17 protein-coding genes and 2 pseudogenes are annotated in these 21,652 nt (G+C 69.9%); 9 read left to right on the top strand and 10 right to left on the bottom strand.

All coding sequences use genetic code 11. The annotated features are described in order from the left end of the window. Nucleotides 1-158: 158 nt before the first annotated feature. Nucleotides 159-359 (bottom strand): hypothetical protein, encoded by a 201-nt coding sequence (locus tag AB0M47_RS19500; RefSeq protein ID WP_363415332.1) that lies wholly within the window; start codon nucleotides 357-359, stop codon nucleotides 159-161. A 66-nt stretch (nucleotides 360-425) separates the two neighbouring features. Between AB0M47_RS19500 and coaE the strand changes: the two are divergent. Then, nucleotides 426-986, top strand: a pseudogene (gene coaE / locus AB0M47_RS19495) (dephospho-CoA kinase); the annotation flags it as partial. Between the two features lie 52 nt (nucleotides 987-1,038). Here the strand turns inward: coaE and AB0M47_RS19490 are convergent. Next, complete coding sequence (locus AB0M47_RS19490) at nucleotides 1,039-2,730, bottom strand: hypothetical protein (protein ID WP_363415329.1); 1,692 nt, start codon at nucleotides 2,728-2,730, stop codon at nucleotides 1,039-1,041. A gap of 707 nt (nucleotides 2,731-3,437) precedes the next feature. Here AB0M47_RS19490 and uvrB point away from each other — a divergent pair. Both uvrB and AB0M47_RS19480 read left to right on the top strand, forming a co-directional pair. Continuing rightward, nucleotides 3,438-5,576, top strand: a complete 2,139-nt coding sequence (gene uvrB / locus AB0M47_RS19485; RefSeq protein WP_363415326.1) for an excinuclease ABC subunit UvrB — start codon at nucleotides 3,438-3,440, stop codon at nucleotides 5,574-5,576. A gap of 46 nt (nucleotides 5,577-5,622) precedes the next feature. Continuing rightward, nucleotides 5,623-6,264: an alpha/beta hydrolase gene (locus AB0M47_RS19480; protein WP_363415323.1), complete on the top strand. Its 642-nt coding sequence runs from the start codon at nucleotides 5,623-5,625 to the stop codon at nucleotides 6,262-6,264. On the opposite strand, the gene AB0M47_RS19475 is transcribed toward AB0M47_RS19480, so the two are convergent. Both AB0M47_RS19475 and AB0M47_RS19470 read right to left on the bottom strand, forming a co-directional pair. Continuing rightward, nucleotides 6,251-6,970 (bottom strand): alpha/beta fold hydrolase, encoded by a 720-nt coding sequence (locus AB0M47_RS19475; protein WP_363415320.1) that lies wholly within the window; start codon nucleotides 6,968-6,970, stop codon nucleotides 6,251-6,253. The genes AB0M47_RS19480 and AB0M47_RS19475 overlap by 14 nt on opposite strands. Further along, the gene (locus AB0M47_RS19470) at nucleotides 6,967-7,257 is read right to left on the bottom strand and encodes an antibiotic biosynthesis monooxygenase (protein ID WP_253761692.1); all 291 of its coding nucleotides are present in this window, start codon (nucleotides 7,255-7,257) and stop codon (nucleotides 6,967-6,969) included. Before AB0M47_RS19470 ends, AB0M47_RS19475 begins: the two co-directional genes overlap by 4 nt. A 211-nt stretch (nucleotides 7,258-7,468) precedes the next feature. Here AB0M47_RS19470 and AB0M47_RS19465 point away from each other — a divergent pair. Beyond that, nucleotides 7,469-8,443: pseudogene (locus tag AB0M47_RS19465) on the top strand (TerC family protein); the annotation flags it as partial. Nucleotides 8,444-8,745: 302 nt separating this feature from the next. On the opposite strand, the gene AB0M47_RS19460 reads toward AB0M47_RS19465, so the two are convergent. From AB0M47_RS19460 to AB0M47_RS19450, 3 genes are read right to left on the bottom strand one after another with little or no spacing between them, the layout of a single operon-like run. Then, nucleotides 8,746-9,711, bottom strand: a complete 966-nt coding sequence (locus AB0M47_RS19460; protein ID WP_363415317.1) for a C40 family peptidase — start codon at nucleotides 9,709-9,711, stop codon at nucleotides 8,746-8,748. Further along, nucleotides 9,708-10,775, bottom strand: coding sequence for a dipeptide epimerase (locus tag AB0M47_RS19455; protein WP_363415314.1), 1,068 nt, complete (start codon nucleotides 10,773-10,775; stop codon nucleotides 9,708-9,710). Before AB0M47_RS19455 ends, AB0M47_RS19460 begins: the two co-directional genes overlap by 4 nt. Before the next feature lie 9 nt (nucleotides 10,776-10,784). Next, nucleotides 10,785-11,624, bottom strand: a complete 840-nt coding sequence (locus AB0M47_RS19450; protein WP_363415311.1) for a serine hydrolase — start codon at nucleotides 11,622-11,624, stop codon at nucleotides 10,785-10,787. A gap of 111 nt (nucleotides 11,625-11,735) precedes the next feature. Here AB0M47_RS19450 and AB0M47_RS19445 point away from each other — a divergent pair, with 111 nt between their 5' ends. Together AB0M47_RS19445 and AB0M47_RS19440 are read left to right on the top strand one after the other, a co-directional pair. After that, complete coding sequence (locus tag AB0M47_RS19445; protein WP_363415308.1) at nucleotides 11,736-12,626, top strand: lytic transglycosylase domain-containing protein; 891 nt, start codon at nucleotides 11,736-11,738, stop codon at nucleotides 12,624-12,626. 67 nt (nucleotides 12,627-12,693) lie between these two features. Then, nucleotides 12,694-13,359, top strand: a complete 666-nt coding sequence (locus AB0M47_RS19440) for a hypothetical protein (RefSeq protein WP_363415305.1) — start codon at nucleotides 12,694-12,696, stop codon at nucleotides 13,357-13,359. Nucleotides 13,360-13,419: 60 nt separating this feature from the next. Here the strand turns inward: AB0M47_RS19440 and typA are convergent, their stop codons facing one another. Then, nucleotides 13,420-15,285 carry a translational GTPase TypA gene (gene typA / locus AB0M47_RS19435; RefSeq protein WP_363415302.1) on the bottom strand — a complete coding sequence of 622 codons (1,866 nt, stop codon included), beginning with the start codon at nucleotides 15,283-15,285 and terminating at the stop codon, nucleotides 13,420-13,422. A 216-nt stretch (nucleotides 15,286-15,501) separates the two neighbouring features. On the opposite strand from typA, the gene gsmA (AB0M47_RS19430) reads away from it, so the two are divergent. Then, the gene (gene gsmA / locus AB0M47_RS19430) at nucleotides 15,502-16,479 is read left to right on the top strand and encodes a sporangiospore maturation cell wall hydrolase GsmA (RefSeq protein WP_363415299.1); all 978 of its coding nucleotides are present in this window, start codon (nucleotides 15,502-15,504) and stop codon (nucleotides 16,477-16,479) included. A 394-nt stretch (nucleotides 16,480-16,873) separates the two neighbouring features. Here the strand turns inward: gsmA (AB0M47_RS19430) and AB0M47_RS19425 are convergent, their stop codons facing one another. Beyond that, nucleotides 16,874-17,908 (bottom strand): LCP family protein, encoded by a 1,035-nt coding sequence (locus AB0M47_RS19425; protein WP_363415297.1) that lies wholly within the window; start codon nucleotides 17,906-17,908, stop codon nucleotides 16,874-16,876. Between the two features lie 115 nt (nucleotides 17,909-18,023). Between AB0M47_RS19425 and gsmA (AB0M47_RS19420) the strand changes: the two genes are divergently transcribed. Next, on the top strand, nucleotides 18,024-19,181 hold the full coding sequence (gene gsmA, locus AB0M47_RS19420; RefSeq protein WP_363415294.1) for a sporangiospore maturation cell wall hydrolase GsmA: 1,158 nt from the start codon (nucleotides 18,024-18,026) through the stop codon (nucleotides 19,179-19,181). Here gsmA (AB0M47_RS19420) and AB0M47_RS19415 read toward each other — a convergent pair. After that, nucleotides 19,178-20,329 carry a citrate synthase/methylcitrate synthase gene (locus tag AB0M47_RS19415; protein ID WP_363415291.1) on the bottom strand — a complete coding sequence of 384 codons (1,152 nt, stop codon included), beginning with the start codon at nucleotides 20,327-20,329 and terminating at the stop codon, nucleotides 19,178-19,180. The genes gsmA (AB0M47_RS19420) and AB0M47_RS19415 overlap by 4 nt on opposite strands. Before the next feature lie 68 nt (nucleotides 20,330-20,397). Here AB0M47_RS19415 and AB0M47_RS19410 point away from each other — a divergent pair, with 68 nt between their 5' ends. After that, nucleotides 20,398-21,564: a citrate synthase gene (locus AB0M47_RS19410; protein WP_363415288.1), complete on the top strand. Its 1,167-nt coding sequence runs from the start codon at nucleotides 20,398-20,400 to the stop codon at nucleotides 21,562-21,564. Nucleotides 21,565-21,652: the final 88 nt, after the last annotated feature.

Below are 21,652 nucleotides of genomic sequence, written 5' to 3'. Positions count from 1 at the left end.
ATCGCTGGGCGGGGCTTCTGCCTTTCCGCCTCCGCCATCCGGGCTTTCCGTGCAGATTACGGTTATGCAGGCCTCCGGTGCCCAAGATCGCATGCAGATCCGTGATCTGGTGGGAAAGCCGGCGGCAGTGGAAAGGCCGGGCGCAGTTGCAAAAGGGTTCAGGGGGCGAAGATCGCCGCTATCGCCATCGCGCCCGCCGCCGTGGCGTACCCGCTGATCATGAGCAGGGTGACGCTGAGCGCGACCGTCACGCCGAGCGCACGGGGCGCCGCGATCCGGCCGGTACGGCGGAGATGGCGTGGGGGAGCGGTGCGGACGGTGAGCGGGCGGCGAGTGCCGCTGCGGTGCCGTCCTGTCATGGAACCGGACCTTATGTCGGATAAATGCGGCAGGCCGCACGCCACGCCGCGTCGTACGCTGTCCGCATGCTTTTCGTGGGGCTGACCGGCGGCATCGGGTCGGGTAAGAGTTCGGTCGCGGCGCGGCTGCGGGAGCTGGGCGCGGTCGTGATCGACTCCGACCGGCTCGCCCGCGAGGTCGTCGAACCCGGCACCGACGGGCACGCCGAGGTCGTGGCGCGATTCGGGACCGGGGTGCTGGCGGCGGACGGATCGATCGACCGCGCGGCCCTGGCGGCCAAGATCTTCGGCGACGCCGACGCGCGCAAGGCGCTCGAAGGCGTCATCCATCCGCGGGTGCGGGCGCGGACCGCCGAGCTCGCGATGGCGGCCCCGTCGGACGCGGTCGTGGTCAACGACGTCCCGCTGCTCGTCGAGGCTGGTTTGGCTGGGACGTACCAGATGGTCGTGGTGGTGCTGGCGAGCGAGGAGATCCGCGTCGCGCGGCTCGTCGCCACGCGTGGCATGACCGAGGCGGAGGCGCACTCGCGGATCGCCGCCCAGGCCACCGACGAGCAGCGCAAGGCCGTGGCCGATGTGCTGATCATCAACGAAGGCACGCTCGAGGACCTGCGCGCGCAGGTGGATCAGGCGTGGCCTGCGCTCGCCGACCGCGCCCGGCAGGACGGGTGAGGGCGCTTCAGACGCGTGCGGGCAGGGTGGGCAGGGGTTTGCTGAAGTCGATGTCGAGCTGGGCGAACCCCAACGGCGTCCGGATCTCCAGCCGCCGGACGACGCCGGTCGGGTCGACCCAGTAGCGCATCAGCGCCGCCCCCGGCGGGCTCCCCGCGTCCGCCGCCGTGTGGATCTCGAACACCGCGACCGGCCGGCCGTTCAGCTCGTCCAGGCGTAGCCGGTAGGCGCTCTTGGCCAGGGCCTTCGGGTCGTCGCGCCCCGCCAGGCCCACCGACAAGGCCTCGTGCAGCAACACGTCCAGCTCGGTCGCGGGCACCCGCACGCCCAGGTCGTTCCAGGACCGCCGCTCCCACTTGCCACGCGGCGCGGGAAGCGGCGGCTGCTTGTCGGTGCTCGCTCTCATCGCCACAGTGGTACGCCCAGCGTGCACGAGCACGTTCCGCGCGTCGTCATCCAGATCATGTGCCAGGGCGTACGCGACTCCGCCCCGCCAGTCGAGCCAGCCGTCGACGAAGATCATCCGGGCCGGCGGGAGGGGCAGATTCACGGTGAACTGCCCGCCCCGGGCCGCTCGGGTGCGCGTACGCATGACGGACAGCGCCTTCGCCTCGGCCGCCGTGACCTTGCGGGGATTGACGACGCCGCCACCGAACGCCGCGACCGCGGTCAGCTCCGGCCGACGCGTCCGGTCGAAGTCCACGCGCGCCCGGATGCCGTCCGACAGCAACGCCTCCATTCGGCGTACGCGGGCGGTTCCGTCCACCCAGTAGCCCACCGGACCGCCGTGCGCCAGCAGGGAACGCGGATCCGGTGACGGGCTCGCGCTCGGTGTCTTCGCCGATTGCGTCGTCGTCGGCGGAGCCTTTGCGGCTGGCGTCGTTGCGGTCGGAGTCTTTGCGGTTGGCGTCGTTGCGGTTGGCGTCTTTGCGGTCGGAGTCGGCGGCTTGACTCCGGCGGGGTTCAGGCCGGGTTTTCTCGTCGCGGTGGCAGTGGCACTGCTGCTCGTGCCGGGGCGGGCGCTCGTACTCGGGCTGGGTGTTGACACGATCTTCTGCGTCGGGATGACGGCCGGGCCGAGCAGCACCTCGACCGGTGTGCCGTCGACGGTGTCGCTGCGAAGCCATTGCGTCTGCAGGTCGCGCAGGAGATCCGGGTTGTCGGCTTTAGCGGAGCCCAACTGAAGCAACACCGCGATCAGCCCGTCCAGCGGATCCGGCTTCTCCGGCACCGGCAGACCCAGCGGGCGTACGCGCCAGCTCCCGGTCGGCGGCTCGGTCGGCGGCTCCGCAGTGGCCGACGGCCTGTCCTCGGCCCGAATCGCGATGATGCCGGGCATCGCCTGGATCAGCAGGCCCGGCATGCCCTTCCGCTCCGCCGTACGCACATACAGCAGCGACCGTCGCCAGTCGATCCACCCCGCGAACCGGACGTCCTTCGGCTTGCCGTCGGGATCCTTCCCGGCCACGACACCGGAGATCGTGGCGCGCTGATCCTCATAGTTGTGCAGCCGGACGTCGGCGAGCTTGCCCGCCTCGACCGCGGTCAGCGGCCTGGCCTTCGGGGCGTCCGCGGCCTCGTCCGGGCCGGAACAGGACGTCACGCCCTGGCTGAGCCCGGCAACGGCGCCTACAGCGAGACATCCGGCGAGGAGGACAGTGGCGATCTTGCGGCGGCGATTCGGTCGGGCAGACTCCACGGCATGCTGAACGCGAGAGGGGCGCGCGAGTAACGGCCGTCACCCGCTTTGCACTCCGCGCCCAGCTCACCCGCTCGCGCTCGCCGCGCCGCCGCCGCGCATTGCTGCCGTCGCCGCCCAGCGGCCCGCCCGCCCAATCGTCAGCGGCAGATCACGGATATGCATGCTTAAACCGTCCAAGATCGCATGCATATCCCTGATCCGCCCCTAACGGAGCAGCGCGCGGCGGGGCGAGCGCGCGGCGGGGCGAGCGAGCAGGGCGCGGGAGGGGTGCGCAGGCTGGGGGCGCGGCTGCAACAAGACAAGGGGGAGTGGCGGGAACAGGGAGACGGGTTGCCGCGTTGGCAGCAGGTGAGACGTTGGCAGCAAGTGAGGCTGGGCGCAAAGGAAGCCGCAGGACGTAAGGACGCCCGCGGCGGCCGGTCAGCGCGCTAGGCGCGCGACCGCGGAGGTGCGCTCACCGGGCCCGCGACGCCCTCGCCGTTTGGGACAGCGGTGACGTCGCCGCGGGAGCAGCGACCCAGCGCCGAGGGGATCGGCCGGTGTGGAGGTCCGATCACAGCCCCGGTCGGCCGCCGCGAGCGGCCTACGGCTATTGACGGTACTCGGATGGTTCACGTCACACAATCGCAATATCGACCCGGATCGCCCCTCCGGGCGAGGTCGATCAAGGGGCGTTGTCATACGCAGGCGTTAGGTTGGATGGCATGGGTTTGGAGATTCCCCGCATCGACGGCACGTTCGAGGTCATCAGTGACTACGTCCCCTCGGGCGACCAGCCGACGGCGATCGCCGACCTCGAGCGGCGGGTCCGGGCGGGGGAGAAGCACGTCGTCCTGATGGGTGCTACCGGCACGGGCAAGAGCGCGACGACCGCGTGGCTCGTGGAGAAGCTGCAACGGCCGACGCTGGTGCTGGCCCCCAACAAGACGCTGTGCGCCCAGCTCGCCAAGGAGTTCCGCGAGCTGATGCCCAACAACGCCGTCGAATACTTCGTGAGCTATTACGACTACTACCAGCCTGAGGCATACATCCCGCAGACGGACACCTACATCGAGAAGGACTCCTCGATCAACGAGGAGGTCGAGCGGCTGCGGCACTCGGCGACGATGTCGCTGTTGACCCGGCGGGACGTGGTCGTGGTGGCCACCGTCAGCGCCATCTACGGCCTCGGGACGCCGCAGGAATACCTCGATCGCACGGTGAAGATCGTCAAGGGCGAGGAGCTGGACCGCGACCAGCTGCTGCGCCGGTTGGTCGACATTCAATACGCGCGCAACGACATCGCGTTCAACCGTGGCACTTTCCGCGTACGCGGGGACACGCTGGAGATCATCCCGGCGTATGAGGAGCTGGCGATCCGCATCGAGATGTTCGGTGACGAGGTCGAGCGACTGTCCTATCTGCACCCGTTGACGGGTGACGTGGTCCGCGAGGTCGACCAGCTGCTGGTCTTCCCGGCGACGCACTACACCGCCGGGCCGGAGCGGATGGAGCGCGCGCTGATCGGCATCGAGAAGGAGCTGGAGGAGCGGCTGGCCGAGCTGGAGCGGCAGGGCAAGCTCCTGGAGGCGCAGCGGCTGCGGATGCGGACCAGCTACGACATCGAGATGATGCGCCAGGTCGGGTTCTGCTCGGGCATCGAGAACTACTCGCGGCACATCGACTACCGCGAGGCCGGCAGTCCGCCGCACTGCCTGCTCGACTACTTCCCCGACGACTTCCTCACCGTCATCGACGAGTCGCACGTGACGGTGCCGCAGATCGGCGGGATGTACGAGGGCGACGCCTCCCGTAAGCGCATCCTGGTCGAGCACGGTTTCCGGTTGCCGTCGGCGATGGACAACCGACCGCTGCGGTTCGACGAGTTCCTGGAGCGGGTCGGGCAGCAGGTCTTCCTCTCCGCCACCCCCGGCCCGTGGGAGTTGCGGCAGAGCGGCGGCGAGTTCGTCGAGCAGGTCATCCGCCCGACCGGCCTGGTCGACCCGCAGGTGGTGGTCAAGAAGACCAAGGGCCAGATCGACGATCTGATGCACGAGATCAACCTGCGGACCGCCAAGGACGAGCGCGTACTGGTGACGACGCTGACCAAGAAGATGGCCGAGGACCTCACCGACTATCTGCTGGAGCACGGCATCCGGGTGCGCTACCTGCACTCCGAGGTCGACACGCTGCGCCGGGTCGAGCTGCTCAAGGAGCTGCGCAAGGGCGACTACGACGTCCTCGTCGGCATCAACCTGCTCCGCGAGGGTCTCGACCTCCCCGAGGTCTCGCTGGTCGCGATCCTCGACGCCGACAAGGAGGGCTTCCTGCGCTCCGGCACGTCGCTGATCCAGACCATCGGCCGCGCGGCGCGAAACGTCTCCGGCGAGGTCCACATGTACGCGGACAAGATCACCCCGTCGATGGCGAACGCGATCGAGGAGACCAATCGGCGCCGGGCGAAGCAGGTGGCGTACAACGAGGCGAACGGGGTCGACCCGCAACCGTTGCGGAAGAAGATCCACGACATCCTCGACGACATCTACCGGGAGGCCGAGGAGACCGAGAGCGCCCTGGCCGGGCACGGGGCGGGTGGCGCGGTCATCACCAGTTCGGCGATGGGCAGCGGCCGGGCGCAGAGTCGCGGCAAGACGCCGACGCCGACTGCGTCCAGCCGCAACAAGGGCCGGATCGAGGCGAAGACGCAGGGCATGGCGCGCGAGGAGCTGGCCCGCCTCATCACCGATCTCAACGGGCAGATGCTCGCCGCGGCCGGAGAGTTGCAGTTCGAGCTGGCCGCCCGGATCCGGGACGAGATGCAGGAGCTGAAGAAGGAGTTGCGGACCATGGAGGTCGCGCTCTGAGCTGCGTCTTGTTTGGACACCCCGGCCGGATGGGAATCTGCGCGGGGTGTTCGAGGGATTCCAGCAGCGACGGGTGGACGTCGGCGGCGGCGTGATTCTGCGGGCCTGGACCGGAGGTTCGGGTCCGCCGGTTCTGCTGCTGCCCGGCCGGCCCAACAGCCGTAGTCGGTTCACCATGCCCGGCCGTCCGCGTACGCCGAGACTGCCGCGTACGCCGAAGACGTGGCACGAGGTGGCGCCGATGCTGGCCGTCGGCTTCACCGTCGTTTGCCCGGATCTGTCGCCCTTCGGCGAGCCCGCCCAGCAGGCGGCGGACTGCGTACGCCTGATGGCGCAGCTCGGGCACCGGAACTTCGCCGCCGTCGGCCCGGATCGTGGGGCGTACGTGGCGCAGCGGCTCGCCACGGATCATCCGGAGCTGGTGAGTCACCTCGTGGTGATCGACGCGCTGCCGTTGGAGGCTCCGGCGCGGATCACCTGCCCGACGCTGGTGCTGTGGAGCACCGAGGGCGCCGATCTGGTCGCCCGCTGGCAGGTCTGGGCCGACGCCGTACGCGGGGTCGCCCTGGGCTCGGGTCCGGGGCCGATCGCGGCCGCGCCCGATCAGGTCGCGCAAGTGTTGCGGGACTTCCTCGGCGGCCCGGCCGGCCCGATGCAGCCGGAGACGACAGCGATCAGGAGCGTATGACCCACTGGGCGATGCGTTCCAGCAACTCGGGCGGCGCCGCGTTCTCGGCGTGGCCGAAGCCGTGCTCGATCCAGAGTTCCTTGGGCTCGGCGGCGGCGTCGAAGAGCTGGTGGGCGTGCTCCAACGGGAAGTACGCGTCCTGGTCGCCGTGCACGACGAGCAACGGCGTCGGCGTGATCTTGCCGACGACCTCGAAGGGCGCGGGCGGCACCGGACTCCAGCCTTCGCTGGCGATCCGCGTACGCAGCATGATCCGGCTCACGAGCCGTCCCGTCGGCTTCTCGATCACCCAGTGGACTCGCCGCATCGGCACCGTGCCCCGGTAGTACCACCGCGCCGGCCCGCTGACCGCGGCGACCGCGTCGACGCCACGGATCAGCGCGGCGTGCCGGACCGCGACGGACGCGCCCATGGAGAAGCCGATCGTGGCGATCCTGCCGTAGCCCAACTCGCGTGCCCACGCCACGGCGGCTTCGAGATCGTCGATCTCTCGATCGCCCACCGTCGACCGGCCGCCGGACCGGCCGTGCCCTCGGAAATCGAAGGACACCACACCCCCGTGCCGGGCGAAGACCGCCCCCGCCCGGCGTACCGCCGGCTTATTCCAGGCCCCCGTGAAGCCGTGAGCCAGCACGAAGGCCAGGTCCCGCGGGCCTGGGTCATGATGTGCATCGATTTGTACGCCGTCCGCGGCGACCAGTTTCACGGCAGGTACGCGAAGTGCTCGACCACCGGAGGCTCGGCGAAGTGCGGGCCGATGAGCGCGCGCCAGGCCGGGAAGCGGTCGGAACCGCGGAAGCCGACCTCATGGGCCTCGACGGTGTCCCACTCGACAAGCAGGACGAAACGGGACGGGGACTCGACGCCGCGCGTCATGCGCGCGTCGCGGAAGCCCGGCGTCTGCGCGAGGAGCGCCCGACCCTCGACGTACGCGGCCTCGAACGCCTCCTCCGCACCCGGCGTGATCTCGAATTGTGCGATCTCCAACACCATGACGGCATCCTGCCACGGCGTGCCGCGCACCCCTGTTGGGCCTGGGGGGACTTCGTGAGCAACAATGGAGCCCGACTGGGAGGGGAGTATCCCCCGCGGCGGCTTCGTCAGCACGGTTCGCACATCGGAACCCGGGGCCGCCGGTCACGAGCGTCAGCACGTGGCGGGAGAGACCTCCGGGGCATCACGCTGCCGACCGGAGGACCTCTGCATGAACGTGTCCACGCTGGAATGGACCATCACCCTGGTAGCCCTGGTGGCTCTACTGGTCGTCGATCTCATGATCGTCGGCCGGAGACCCCACGAGCCGTCATTCAAGGAATCGTCGCTGTGGGTCACGTTCTACGTGGGCCTGGCGGTGCTGTTCGGCGTCTGGGTCTACATCTCGCACGGCGCACAGTACGGCGGTGAGTTCTTCGCCGGCTGGCTGACCGAGTACAGCCTCTCCGTCGACAACCTCTTCGTCTTCGTGATCATCATGGCCCGCTTCGCGGTGCCGCGCATCTACCAGCAGAAGGTCTTGCTGGTCGGCATCGTGATAGCGCTCGTCATGCGTGGCGCGTTCATCGCGGCCGGCGCGGCAGTGGTGAGCCGGTTCTCCTGGGTCTTCTACATCTTCGGCGCCTTCTTGATCTACACCGCTTGGGGCCTGGTCAAGCACGGCGAGGACGACGAAGGCGACTACAAGGAGAACATCATGATCCGGACGGCGCGCCGGATCCTGCCGATGAGCCCCCAGCCCGACGGCGCGCGGCTCACCACCCGGCTCAACGGCAAACTCCTGTTCACCCCGATGCTCATCGTGATGATCGCGATCGGCACCACCGACCTGATCTTCGCGCTCGACTCCATCCCGGCGATCTTCGGCCTGACGAAGGAGCCGTACCTGGTCTTCACCGCGAACGTGTTCGCGCTGATGGGTCTGCGCCAGCTGTACTTCCTGCTCGGCGGGCTGCTCGACCGGCTCGTCTACCTGTCGATCGGGCTGTCGGTCGTCCTCGCGTTCATCGGCGTGAAGCTGTTCCTCGAAGCGCTCGCCACGAACAACGTGCCGTTCATCAACGGCGGCGAGCCGGTGAGCTGGGCGCCCCACGTGCCGATCTGGCTCTCGCTCACCGTGATCATCGGTACGCTCGTCATCGCGACGATCGCCAGCCTGATCAAATCCAGCCGAGATGCTCGGAAGGAGGCTGCGCTCGCCGCCGCTGAGCAGTCCTCCGCCGGCTCTTCTTCTGGCTCGGGGGATGCTCAGCCGGATGCCTCTCGCGATCGGCCGACCTCCTCGCGTGACGAGTCGCACCGCGTACGCGGCCAGGGCTGACGCTTTTCTCGCGCATTACCGGCGCGGTTGCCCGACCGAGGCATCGCGCTCGTGATCTCCGGAAGCCCACGTACCTGATCTTGACACGGTAAGGTACGTGGCCTTCCGGAGATCGTTTCGAAGCTCGGGCGAGCGGGGCGAGCGGGACAGCAGAGCGGGCGGGAGCGTCAGAGCGGTACGCGATGAGCAGCGACGAGCGTGTCCGCCCGCTTTCCGCGTACCTCTTCGATCACTACTTCCCGTTGTTCGGAGCACGCGTGCAGCATGATCCGGGTGTCACCGCGTGGTGCCGAGGCGACGAATCCGACGTGGTGCACCCGCTGCCCCGGGCGCGCGAAGAAGTAGAGGTCGCCGGGCCGTTCGGTGCCGAACGGGATGGGCGCGGTGAAGGCCGCCTGGTTGTACGCGTCCCGGGGCAGGGTCACCCCGTGCCGGCGCCAGGAGAGGTGGACGAGGCCGGAGCAGTCGATGCCGAACGGCGACAGCCCGCCCCACACGTACGGCGTCTCGCGCAGCATCGCCGCGGTTTTGAGCACCTCGCGGGGGGTCACGGTGGTGGGCGCGGGAGCCAGGTCGAGGCTGCGCGCCCACAACGGTTCCGGGTGGCCGGGCACGTGGACGGCGCACCAGCCGCTGGCGGAGGCGCTGGCTGCGGAGCGGCCCGGTCCGGTGAGCGGCGCTCGGCGGAGTCGCGTACCGAGGACGACGGCGGGCAGGACGAGGTCGCCGTCGGGCACGTCACGCAGCGTCGTCGCGGTCACGGCGACCACGAGGTCCGCACCAGCCGGGGAGTCCGCCAGGGAGGAAGCCGCGGAGGAGACCGGGGAGGCGGCATCGGACGGAGTGAGCTGGCAGGACGGCAGCCAGCCCGGATAGCCGCGCGGATCGAGGTCGGTCGCGGGCTGCCCGGTGAGCACCACCTTGGACCAGCCGTCGAGAGTGGAGTCGACGATCGCGGGTTCGCCCAGCAGCGCCTGGCTGACCACGGCGGTCCGCAGCCGTTCGGCCGGGTCCAGCGACGCGACCCATTTGCGTACGTCGGTGACCGGGGCGAGGGCGGGGGCGTCCAGCGGCCGGTCGGTCGTCGGCTCGCGGAACAAGGTCGCGGTGGCGACCCCGATCCGGGCGGTCACAGCGAGACGCCCAGTCCTGGCGCGTCCGGCAGGACGACGGCCGAACCCTCGTACCGGATGCCGCCGGTCACGGGGGACGAGGCCAGCCACCACGCGGCGTCGAGGTCGCTGACCGCGGTGGTCGGGTAGGCGGCGACCAGCGAGGCGGCCGCGCCGATGCCGATCGGGCCCTCCATCATCGAGCCCACAACGGTGCCGAGGCCATGCGCGCGGGCCAACTCCAGCAGCGTCCGGGCGTTCGTCAGGCCGCCGCACTTGGCCAACTTGACGTTGACGAGATCGGCCGCGCGCCGCCGGATCACCTCGACGAGGTCCCGCACGCCGAACACCGACTCGTCGGCCATGATCGGGGTGTCGACCCGCTCGCTCACCCAGGCCAGGCCCTCGAGGTCCCAGCGCGGCACCGGCTGCTCCACGAACTCGATGCCCAGCCGGGCGTCCTCCAGACCGTGGATGATCTTCACCGCGTCCCGCGCGGTCCAGCCCTGGTTGGCGTCCAGGCGGATCGTCACGCCCGGCCCGGCGGCTTCGCGTACCGCCTGGATCCGGGCCAGGTCGCCGGCGGCGTCCGTGCCCACCTTCAGCTTCAGGGTGGTGAAACCCTCCTTGACCCGCGCGGTGGCGGCTTCGCGCAGGCCGTCGGCTTCACCGGCCGACAGGGTCACATCAGTTTGTACGCTCAACGCAGCGCCGCCCAGCGTGCGTACGAGGGGAAGTCCGGCGCGGCGCGCGGCCAGGTCGTGCAGCGCGCAGTCGATGGCCGTCTTGGCCGCCTCGTTCCCGACGACCGCCCGTTCGACGGCCCGGCTGAGCCCGACGACCTCGGCTGGATCGGCGCCGGTGACCAGCGGCCCGAGGATCTGCTCGACGCAGGCCTGCGAGCCGTCGATGCTGTCCCCGGTGACCTGCCAGACTTGCGGCGCCTCGCCGAAGCCCGACCGGCCGTCTTCGTCGACGAGCTCGACGATCAGGCTCGCGACGTGCGTCGTCCGCCGCAGCGCGGTGACGAACGGGGTGTGCAGGGGGGCGGTGAGGCGGTGCGTGCGCACTTCGACGATCGGCACCAGGCCACTTTATGTGAAGGCTTTTCGGTCCCGCCAGGCCGCCGTCGCGATCCGGGCCACCAGGGCGGCTCCTTCGGCCTCGCCGAGCAGCGTCGTCGTGCATACCACGAGGGTGAACGGCGGCTCGCCGGCGGGCAGAACGACCCCGGCCCCGTGGCGTACGCCGGTCACCCAGCCGTTCTTCGCGGCGACCGGGGTGCCCGGCGGCAGCCCGGCCGGCAGGTCCTCGCGGTACTCCTGGGCCTGCAGAATGCGCAGCATCGCCGTGCAGCTGTCGGCCGAAGCGGCGGTCCCGTCGGCGATCGCGGAGAACAGGGCGGCCAGGTCGGCCGCGGTGACCAGGTTCGTCACGCCCTCGGCGCGGGCGGCCGCGTCCTCGATGCCCCGGCCGGTGACGGAGTGCCGGGCGCCGACCGACCGCCAGACCTCGGCCACGGGCGCGACGCCCACTCGGGAGATCACCAGGTTGGTGGCCAGGTTGCTCGACCGCACGATCATGCGCTCGGCCAGCCAGCCGAGGGTGGTCCGCTGCCCGAGCCGGTCGGTGACCTCGTCGTCGTTGTCGTCGGTGACGTCGATCGAGAAGTCGCCCGCCCCCGGCCAGACCGACGGGAACTCGTTGCGGATCTCGATCTCGTCGTCGAGGCTCAGCTCGCCCGCCTCGGCCAGGCGGTACAAGGCGACCAGCACCGCGGCCTTCATCGTGCTCGCCGCGTAGTGGGTCGCGTCGGCGTCGCGGGCGTACGCGGGCGGCCCCCCGACGGGCCCGGCCCAGATCGAGATGGTGCCGTTTGCGTCGGCGACCAGCGAATCCAGCTCCGGGGTGAGGGCGTCGAGTTCGGGCGTCATGGTCCAGCACGCTACCCGGTAGGGAATCGATTCCCCGTCCCGAGTGGCCGCCATCGGCCTAGACGGGTACGGTTCCGAGGTTCGTACTGGAGAACGGGGAGGAACACCAGTATGCGTAAATCGTGGTTCGCTGTCCCACTCGCCGTGACCTTGGCGGGCGTCAGCCTGGCCGGACTGGCAGCGTGGGGTTTCGCCGACGTCGCGACGTCGCCGGCCAAGTCGGCCGAGACGACTCCGGCCGCTGCCGACGAGCCGGCCGTCGCTGCGGCGGGCCAGGTGGCAGCCCCCTCGGCCACGGCGTCCTCCGCGGCAGCCGTCGCAGCCGCACCTTCCACGTCGACGTCGACCGGTACGCCGAAGGTCCGGCGATCCAATCCGGGCGTGCCGACGGTCCGCAAAGCCGTCACCGTGACGAACCCGCCGCCCGCCCTGCCCCGGCGTAATTCGCCGCTGGCCAAGAACTGTCCGTTCTACACGGGCAAGGTCGCCCCCAAGGCCGACGTACGCGTGGCGCTGGAAGCGGCGGCGGCGACCCGCTTCTGGACGGTGTCGCAGGTGAGCCTGCCGCCTTCGCTGATCAAGGCGACCGCCTGGCAGGAGAGCGGCTGGCAGTCGACCATCATGGCCTGCGACGGCGGCATGGGCACGATGCAGATCATGCGGGACACGGTCACCTGGATGAACCAGCGTTTCGAGACGAACCTCGACCCGAACACCCTGACCGGCAACACGATGATCGGCTCGGCGTACCTCCAATGGCTGATCAAGTACTTCGCGGACCTGTACTTCGAAAGCGACTACACGATCGACGCCGGCGACTGCGTCAGCACCGATCCGTCGGTGCCGAACTACAAGACGCCGTGCCTGCTCAACGCGGTGATCGCGGCCTACAACTTCGGTTACGGCGCGGTCGACAACGGCACCACCATCGTCATCCCGAACCCGCAGTACGTCAGCAACGTTCGGGCGCTGATGGTCAGCTGCCCCTGCTCGCAGTACTGATCGCCGGCCGAACGGCGGTGAAAACGGGGCGGCGCGACGAGCGCCGCCCCGCTACGCTCCTGCATCCGTGACTGATCTCTTCCCGCCGAACCTGTCGGACCGGCCGGCGGCTCCAGTGCCACACGCTCCGGCGCTGGACATCAGCTGCCGATACTGCGGCAGCCGCCCCGCGGTCGACGTGACCTTCAAGCGCCACACCGGCATGTTCATCATGCGGCAGACCGTGACCTATCCCGGCCCGTTCTGCCGCGACTGCGGTCTGAGCGTCTTCCGGTCGGCCACCGCGCACACCGTGGGCGTCGGCTGGGCCGGCCTGCTGTCGTTGTTCATCTTCCCGTTCGTCGTGCTCGGCAACCTGCTCAGCCGGCGGAAGCTGACCGGCCTGGCCGAGCCGACCCCGCCCGTCGACGCGCCGGTACGCCCGGCGCAGCCAGGCAAGCCGGTGCTCCTGCGGCCGCTGGCGTACGTGCTGCTGGTGCCGATCCTCATTCTCGGGCTGGGGGCCTGGGCCGCCGCCAAGGACACCGCGGAGAACCAGGTCGGCCGGTGCGTCATCGTGCTCACCGACACCGACGTGGACATCGTCGACTGCACGCAACGGCATGACGGGGTGATCGTCTCGGTGGTCGACCGGGACGCGTCCTGCCCGGCGTCGGCGATCGGCGAGATCGAGCGCATGTCCGGCGATCTCAACCGGGACGGCGGCAAGAAGCTCTGCGTCGGCGAGGGCTGATCCCATTCGGGAAACACGAACGGGGCGGTCCGAATCGGACCGCCCCGTTGTGCGTATCACTTAGTTCTGGTGCTTGCGCCGCGCGGTCTCGCGCGCCCGCTGGGTCTGGTCGAGCGTGACCTTGCGGATGCGCACGGCGGCCGGAGTGACCTCTACGCACTCGTCCTCGCGGCAGAACTCGAGCGCCTGCTCGAGCGACAGCTTGCGCGGCGGGATGAGCTTCTCGGTCTCGTCCGCCGTGGAGGAGCGCATGTTGGTGAGCTTCTTCTCCTTGGTGATGTTGACGTCCATGTCGTCGGAGCGCGAGTTCTCGCCGACGATCATGCCTTCGTAGACCTCGGTGCCGGGCTCCACGAACAGGGTGCCGCGCTCCTGGAGGTTGGTCATCGCGAAGGCGGTCACCGGGCCGGACCGGTCGGCGACCAGCGACCCGTTGTTGCGGGTACGCAGCTCGCCGAACCACGGCTCGTACTTCTCGAAGACGTGGTGCAGGATGCCGGTGCCCCGGGTGTCGGTGAGGAACTCGGTGCGGAAGCCGATCAGGCCGCGCGCCGGGACCAGCCACTCCATCCGGATCCAGCCGGTGCCGTGGTTGACCATCTGCTCCATGCGGCCCTTGCGGGTGGCCAGCAGCTGGGTGATCGCGCCGAGGTGCTCCTCGGGGGCGTCGATGGTCAGTCGCTCGACGGGCTCGCAGACCTTGCCGTCGATCTCCCGGGTGACGACCTGCGGCTTGCCGACGGTCAGCTCGTAGGACTCGCGCCGCATCTGCTCGACGAGGATGGCCAGCGCCAGCTCACCACGGCCCTGCACCTCCCAGGAGTCCGGGCGGTCCGTCGGCAGGACGCGCAGCGACACGTTGCCGACCAGTTCCTTGTCCAGCCGGTCCTTGACCATGCGGGCGGTGACCTTCGCGCCCTTGACCCGGCCGACCAGCGGCGAGTTGTTGGTGCCGATGGTCATCGAGATGGCCGGCTCGTCCACCGTGATCAGCGGCAGCGGAATCGGGTTCTCCGCGTCGGCCAGCGTCTCACCGATCATGATCTCCGGAATGCCGGCGACGGCGATGATGTCGCCCGGCCCGGCCTGCTCGGCCGGCTTGCGCTCCAGCCCCTCCGTCATGAGCAGCTCGGAGATGCGTACGCGCTCGGTCGAACCGTCGGTCTTGCACCACGCGACGGACTGACCCTTGCGGATGACGCCCTCCCGTACGCGGCACAGCGCGAGCCGGCCCAGGAACGGCGAGGCGTCGAGGTTCGTCACGTGCGCCTGGAGCGGCGCGTCCTCGGTGTACGTCGGCGCCGGGATGGTGTCGAGCAGCGTCTGGAACAGCGGCTGCAACGTCTCGGAGTCGGTCGGGATCTTGCCGTCCTCGGGCTGGCTCAGGGACGCGATGCCGTCCCGGGCGCAGGCGTAGACGATCGGGAAGTCGATCTGGGACTCGTCCGCGTCCAGGTCGAGGAACAGCTCGTAGGTGTCGTCCACGACCTCCTTGATCCGGGCGTCGGGACGGTCCACCTTGTTGATCACGAGGATGATCGGCAGCTTGGCCTTGAGCGCCTTGCGCAGCACGAAGCGGGTCTGCGGCAGCGGTCCCTCGGACGCGTCCACGAGCAGCACCACGCCGTCGACCATGGTCAGACCGCGCTCGACCTCGCCGCCGAAGTCGGCGTGGCCGGGCGTGTCGATGATGTTGATCGTGACGGAGTCGCCGTCCGCGCCCTGGTAGTGGACCGCGGTGTTCTTCGCGAGAATGGTGATGCCCTTCTCGCGTTCGAGATCCATCGAGTCCATCACCCGGTCGGCCATCTCGCCGCGGGTGTGGATCGCTCCGCCCTGCTTGAGCATGGCGTCGACGAGCGTGGTCTTGCCGTGGTCGACGTGCGCGACGATCGCGACGTTACGGAGATCCGGGCGGGTCAGCATACCGACCATTGTTCCGGGTGGACCACCATGATCCGGCATCGGGGGCGGGGTTAGCGGCGAAGATCACGCCGTTCTCGCACTTTATGGGTATTAACGGGTTATCGTCGATTTATGGCAAGTCTGCGAAGGTTTGCCGCGATTGCGCTCGGTGTCGGGCTTTCGCTGCCGCTCGCTCCGCCGGTTTTCGCGGCCTTTTCTCCTGGTGCTGGGCGCGCGGTGGTCCAGTCCAAGGTCGGGCTCAACGTCCGCTCCGGCCCGCGTCTCGCCGACCGCGTCCAGTCGCGCCTCGCGCATCGCCAGGCCGTCTCGATCACCTGCCGGGTACGCGGACAGCAGATCGTCGGCTCGATCCGCACGACGACGACCTGGGTACGCCTGACGAGCGGCGGATACGCCTCCGACGCGTTCCTGTCGTGGACCACTCGGCGCGCGGCGACGCCGTCGTGCTCCGCGCTCGCCGTGCCAGCCGGCACGGCCGTGGTGAACCTGCCGTTCCCGTTGAACGTGCGATCCGGCCCGGCCACCTCGCACGCCATCGTGTCCACAGTGACCGGATCAGTCCGGCCGCTGTGCCAGGCCTGGTCGCAGTCGGTCAACGGCAATCCCGTCTGGTACCAGCTGGGCGTACGCCGCTTCGTGACCGCGGCCTTCGTGCGCTGGCCCAACGGCCAACCGCGGCTGCGCTGGTGCGGCGCGGCGGCCCCGTCGACCCCGGCGTCGAACCAGGCCTTCCTCGCGTCGGTGATCGGACCGGCCCAGGCGAGCGCCCGTCGGTGGAAGGTGCCCGCCTCGGTCACCATCGCCCAGGCCATCCTCGAATCCGGCTGGGGCCGCAGCCCGCTCGCCGTCACCGAGCACAACCTCTTCGGCATGAAATGCTTCGGCGACCCCGGCGCGGTCGCGCTCGGCTGCACGACGTACGCCACCCGCGAATGCGCCGGCTCCCGGTGCTACGCCACTCGGGACTCGTTCCGGGCGTACCGGCGGGTGGGGGACTCCTTCGAAGACCACGGGCGGGCGCTGGCCCGGCTGCCGTACTACAAGACGGCGATGAAGTACGCGGCCACCCCGAACCGGTTCGCCCTGGAACTACAACGCGCCGGGTACGCGACCTCTCCGGCGTACGCCGCGCACCTCGTCGGTCTGATGAAGGACCTCAACCTCTACCGCTACGACCCACCCTCCCTCACCTGACCCGTCGCCCCCTCCCGCGCCGCCCTCCCGCGTCGGCCCCCTCCGGCGTCGGCCCCCTCCGGCGTCGCCCCCCCGCGTCGCCCCCTTCCGCCCCCTCCCGCGTCGCCCTCCCGCGTCGCCCCCTGCGCGTCGCCCCTTCCGCGTTGATCATGGAGTTAACCGTGGTCTCGACGGCGTGTCGTAACCGGAAACCCCATGATCAACGGTGGCGGCGGCTGCGTCGGGCGTCCACGGTTGCGATCTTGAATGGATCCCGTCGCTATGGCGACGTTTTCCGTTCAAGATCAACGTGCGGCGAGTTGATCTAGGCGGGAGATGGTGGGCAGGGCGACCATTTGCCGCCTAGATCAACTCGCCGCCGGGCGCCGCGGGGGAGGGACGGGGGTGGTGCGGGTCAGCGGACGTAGGAGGGGTTGGCCAAGGCCCAGGTCGGCACGGTGTCGTTGCCCACCGACTCCCACAGCTCGGTCGCCTTCGCGGTGTCGGACTTGACCACGCTCTGCCCGTCGATGGTCGGCGTACTGCCGGTGGGGTTGGTCAGGAAGGTGACGTCCGAGCTGCCGATCGCCCGCAGCGCCCAGGCCAGGTTGAGCGGCGACAGGGTGTCGTCGACGGTGATCGCGCTCGCGGTGGCGTTGAGGAACGAGGTCAGCTTGGTCAGGTCGGTGACCGTCCCGGTGCTGGTGGCCTTGTCCATGACCGCCTTGATGATCTGGTGCTGGTGGGCGATCCGGGCGAAGTCGCCGTCCGGGAACTGCTTGCGCTGGCGGGCATAGTCGAGCGCGGTCGCGCCGTCCATGTGGGTGGTGGTGCCCGCCTTGTTCTTCGTGAACTTTCGGTACGGCGAGTGGATCGAGGTGAACGTCTTGTCCACCTTGATGTCGATGCCCCCGACGGCGTCGATGATCTCCTTGAAGCCCGCGAAGTCGATCATCATCACGTGGTCGAGCTGGAGACCGGTGAACTTCTCGACGGTCTGCACCATCAAGTCGGCGCCGCCCCAGGCGTACGCGCTGTTGATCTTGGCGTATTCGCCGCCCTCGCCGTCGCTGGACTGGGGGACGTAGACCCAGGTGTCGCGGGGGATCGAGACGAGCTGGACGTCTTTGTGGTCCGCGCTGATGTGGGCCACCATGATCGTGTCGGTACGCGAGCCGCTGGTCTTGTCGGGGTCCCGGGAGTCGCTGCCGAGCAGCAGGATGTTCATCGCGCCGGCGGCGATGCCTTCGGGGGTGCTGGACTTCTTGCTGTCGCTCAACGCGGCGACCGAGATGCGGTCCACCTTCTTGTCGACGCCGCGCAGGTAGAGCCAGCCGCCGACGCCGGCCGCCCCGAGCAGCACCACGACGGCGAGCCCGCCGGCGATGACGTACCGCCGTACCCGTCGCCGGGTCCGTGATCTGGACGTATAGACCGATCCATCTGCCATGGGGCGTAACGCTAGCCGGGTTGCCTCGGGGCGACCATGAATGTTTGCTGAGACCAATGCCACTGTCCGGACTTGTCGTGCAGTGACGGTAACTTCGGAATTGCGTTGATTGGGTATGAAGTTCTTCGGCATCGTCGGGCTCGGCCTGCTCCTCGGAACGTTTGCCCTGGCCAGCCCCACGAGCGCCGCCCCGCCCCGCGATCAGACGATGCCGCTCGATCAGACGATGCCGGTGGGCCAGACGATGCCGCTCGACCGGGCGATCGCCAAGGCCGGCGCGGAAGCGATCGTGCGCGCCCCCGGTGGCCTCAACGTCCGATCCGGCGCGGCGACCGATCGGTCGATCTTGGGCACCGTCGACGACGGCTCCCGGGTCCGGGTCGTCTGCCAGGTCTGGGGCCAGCAGGTGAAGGGGACGCAGCGTACGGCCGCGCTGTGGGATCGGCTGGACTGGGGCCACGGCCACGTCGCCGACGGTTTCCTCCAGTGGCCGTCCGGCCGCCCGGCCCTGCCGTGGTGCGGCGACCCGCCCGTGGACGCGACGTCGTCGGCGGTCGACGTCACGTCCGGAAGCCTCAACGTCCGCTCCGGGCCGAGCACCAAACACTCCACCGTCGGCTCGCTCGGCGACGCGGCCGGGCTGCGCGTCGAATGCCGCAGCTGGGGCAGCACCGTCGACGGCAACGCCGTCTGGGATCGCATCGGCCCCGGCCGCTACGTCGCCGACAAGTACGTCCACTGGGCCCCGACGACGCCGCGATATCCCTGGTGCGGGCAGGCGCCGGCGACCGTACCGGCGGCGACCAAGGACGGCTTCTTCGCCCGGGTGGCCGGGGCGGCCCAGGCGAGCGCCCGTACCTGGAAGGTGCCCGCCTCGGTCACCATCGCCCAGGCCATCCTCGAATCCGGTTGGGGTCGTAGCACGCTTACCCGGGTCGACCACAGCTACTTCGGCATGAAGTGCTTCGGCGGGCCCGGTCCGATCGCGGTCGGCTGCTCGACCTACGTCACGCAGGAGTGCTCCAACGGCAAGTGCCGCACCACCCGGGCGTCCTTCCGGGCGTACCGAGCGATGGGGGAGTCGTTCGACGACCACGGGCGGCAGCTCGCGACGCTGTCCCGCTACCAGACCGCGATGAAGTACGCCGACGACCCCGAGCGGTTCGCGCGCGAGATCCACAAGGCCGGGTACGCCACCTCGCCGACGTACGCGAACAACCTCATCGACCTGATGCGCCGCTTCGACCTGACCAAGTACGACCGGAGGTCCTAAGCGGGATCGGGGACGGGCTGGGGCGGCGGCGGTCCGACGTACCGCGAGTCCGGCCGGATGATCTTCGAGTCCTCGGCCTGCTCCAGCACGTTGGCGCACCATCCGATGACCCGGCTGGTGGCGAAGGTCGGGGTGAACATCTCGCGCGGAAGACCGCACAGTTCCATGACGACCCCGGCGTAGTACTCCACGTTGGTGTGCAGCTCCCGGCCCGGCTTCAGCTCGGCGAGCAACGCCAGCACTCGTGCTTCGACGGCGACCGCGAAGTCCACCAGGTCCCCGCCGAGCGACTGGGCGACGCCCTTCAGCATGCGTGAACGGGGGTCTTCGGTGCGATAGATCGGGTGGCCGAAGCCCATGATCCGGTCGCCGTTGAGGATGCGTTCGCGCAGCCAGGCGTCCGCCTGGTCGACTGTGCCGATTGCGTCCAATGTGTCCAATGCTCGGCTCGGGGCGCCGCCGTGCAGGGGGCCCGACAGGGCGCCGAGCGCGCCGCCGATGCAGGCGTACAGGTCGGCGCCGGTGGAGGCGATGACGCGGGCGGTGAAGGTGGACGCGTTGAAGCCGTGGTCGACGGTCGCGATCAGGTACTTCTGGATCGCGCTGACCTGTTCCGTCGAGGGAACCGAACCGGTGATCATGTAGAGGTAGTTGGCCGTGTGCGACAGGTCGTCCCGGGGCGCGATCGGGTCGAGGCCGGACGACAGGCGGTACAGCGCCGCCAGCAGGGATGGGGTCAGCGCACAGAGGCGCATCGCCTGCGCGCGCCGTTCATCGGGAGACGTGTCGTACAGCGGGCGAGCCCCGGCGGCCAGGCCGGCGACGGCGAGCGCCGCGCGCAATCCGCCCATCGGGTCGGCCGAGGTGGAGACGGCCGCGATCGAGGGGAGGGCTGCGGCGACCGCCGGTGGGATGTGGCGCAGCGGCGCGATCTCGGCCGGGAGCGAGCCGGCCGACGCGGTGGAAACGGGCAGCGCGCCGTCGATCAACAGCGCCCAGACGTCCTCGAGCGTACGGCGCTCGGCGAGGTCGATCGCCGAGTACTGCCGGTAGTGGTAGAAGCCTTCGCGGCCGCGTACGTGGCCGATCGTGGTGTCGGTGACCACGACTCCGGCGAGTCCGCGCGGGACGGTGACGAGTTCAGGCATGCCGCGAGCGTCGCTCCGGCGAACCTCTTCAGTCAACGTTGATTCAGTCAATGTGAGACCATGGCCACATGGCCGATGATCAGCTGTTGACCACCGCCGAAGTCGCCCAGCGGCTGCGGATCAAGCCGGAGACGATTTATGCGTACGTGAGCCGGGGGCTGTTGACTCGCGTCAAGGTGCCGGGCGAGCGGATCAGCCGGTTCCGGCTCTCGGACGTGGAACGGCTGGCCTCGCGTACGCAGGGAACACGGCCGGAGCGGGATGCCGCACCGGCTATGCGGACGGCGATCACGCTCATCGCGTACAACCGGCTCTTTTATCGAGGCCGGGATGCCGCGAGTCTGGTGGACACCCCGTTCGAGCAAGTGGCCGCGTGGCTGTGGGGTGGTGGCGCGACCGAGTTCGCGGCGCCAGGCGAGGCGCTGGAGCGGGCGCGGAGCGCGAGTGCCCACCTGCCGCCGCACGCGCGGCTGGCCGATCGGCTGCCGGTGATCGTCGCGGTGGCGGCGGCGACGGACCCACTGAGGTTCGATCTTTCTCCGTCCACTGTGGTTGTCCGTGCGCCGGAGCTGGTCGCGACCATGGTCGACGCGCTGCCCGCGCGAGGCGAGCCGGCCGATCGCGCCGTCGCGGCCCGCCTGTGGTCGCGACTGACCGAACGCGCACCCTCCGCGCGGGACCTTCGGGCCATCAACGCGGCACTCGTCCTGCTCGCGGACCATGACCTGGCCGCTTCGACCATCGCGGTACGCGTCGCCGCATCGACCCGAGCCCACCCGTACGCCGTGGTGTCGGCCGGCTTGGGCGCGCTGGACGGGCCGATGCACGGCGCGGTCGGAGCCGGCGTCTACCGGCTGATCGAGACCGCCGCCCGGGACGGAGCGGCGTCCGCGATCGCCGAGCACCTGCGGAGTGGTGGACTGCCGGGGTTCGGGCACTCGCTGTATCCAGACGGCGATCCCCGAGCGCGGGCGCTGCTCGACCTCGTGCCGATCCCCGACGACCTCCAGGCGACGCTCGACGATCTCGTCCGGACGGCGAACGCGAAGCCGAACATCGACTTCGCGGTGGCGGCCCTCGCACACTCGGCCGGAATGGGCGCCGGGGCGGCCGAGGTGATCTTCGCCGTCGCCCGGACGGTCGGCTGGATCGCGCACGCCATCGAGGAGTACGCCCAGCCGCCCCACCGGTTCCGCTGGAGCAGCGGCTACACCGGCCCGACCCCGGAGGCGTGACCGCCTTCTTCCCGCTGCGCGCGCGCCCTCCGCGCGCCGCGCCCCGCGCCCCGCGCGCACCCCGCACGCGCCCCGCGCATCCCGCGCG

Origin of the sequence: Hamadaea sp. NPDC051192 (assembly GCF_040682475.1) — a bacterium.
GTDB lineage: Bacteria > Actinomycetota > Actinomycetes > Mycobacteriales > Micromonosporaceae > Hamadaea > Hamadaea flava.
This window is presented reverse-complemented; position numbering and strand designations above follow the sequence as displayed.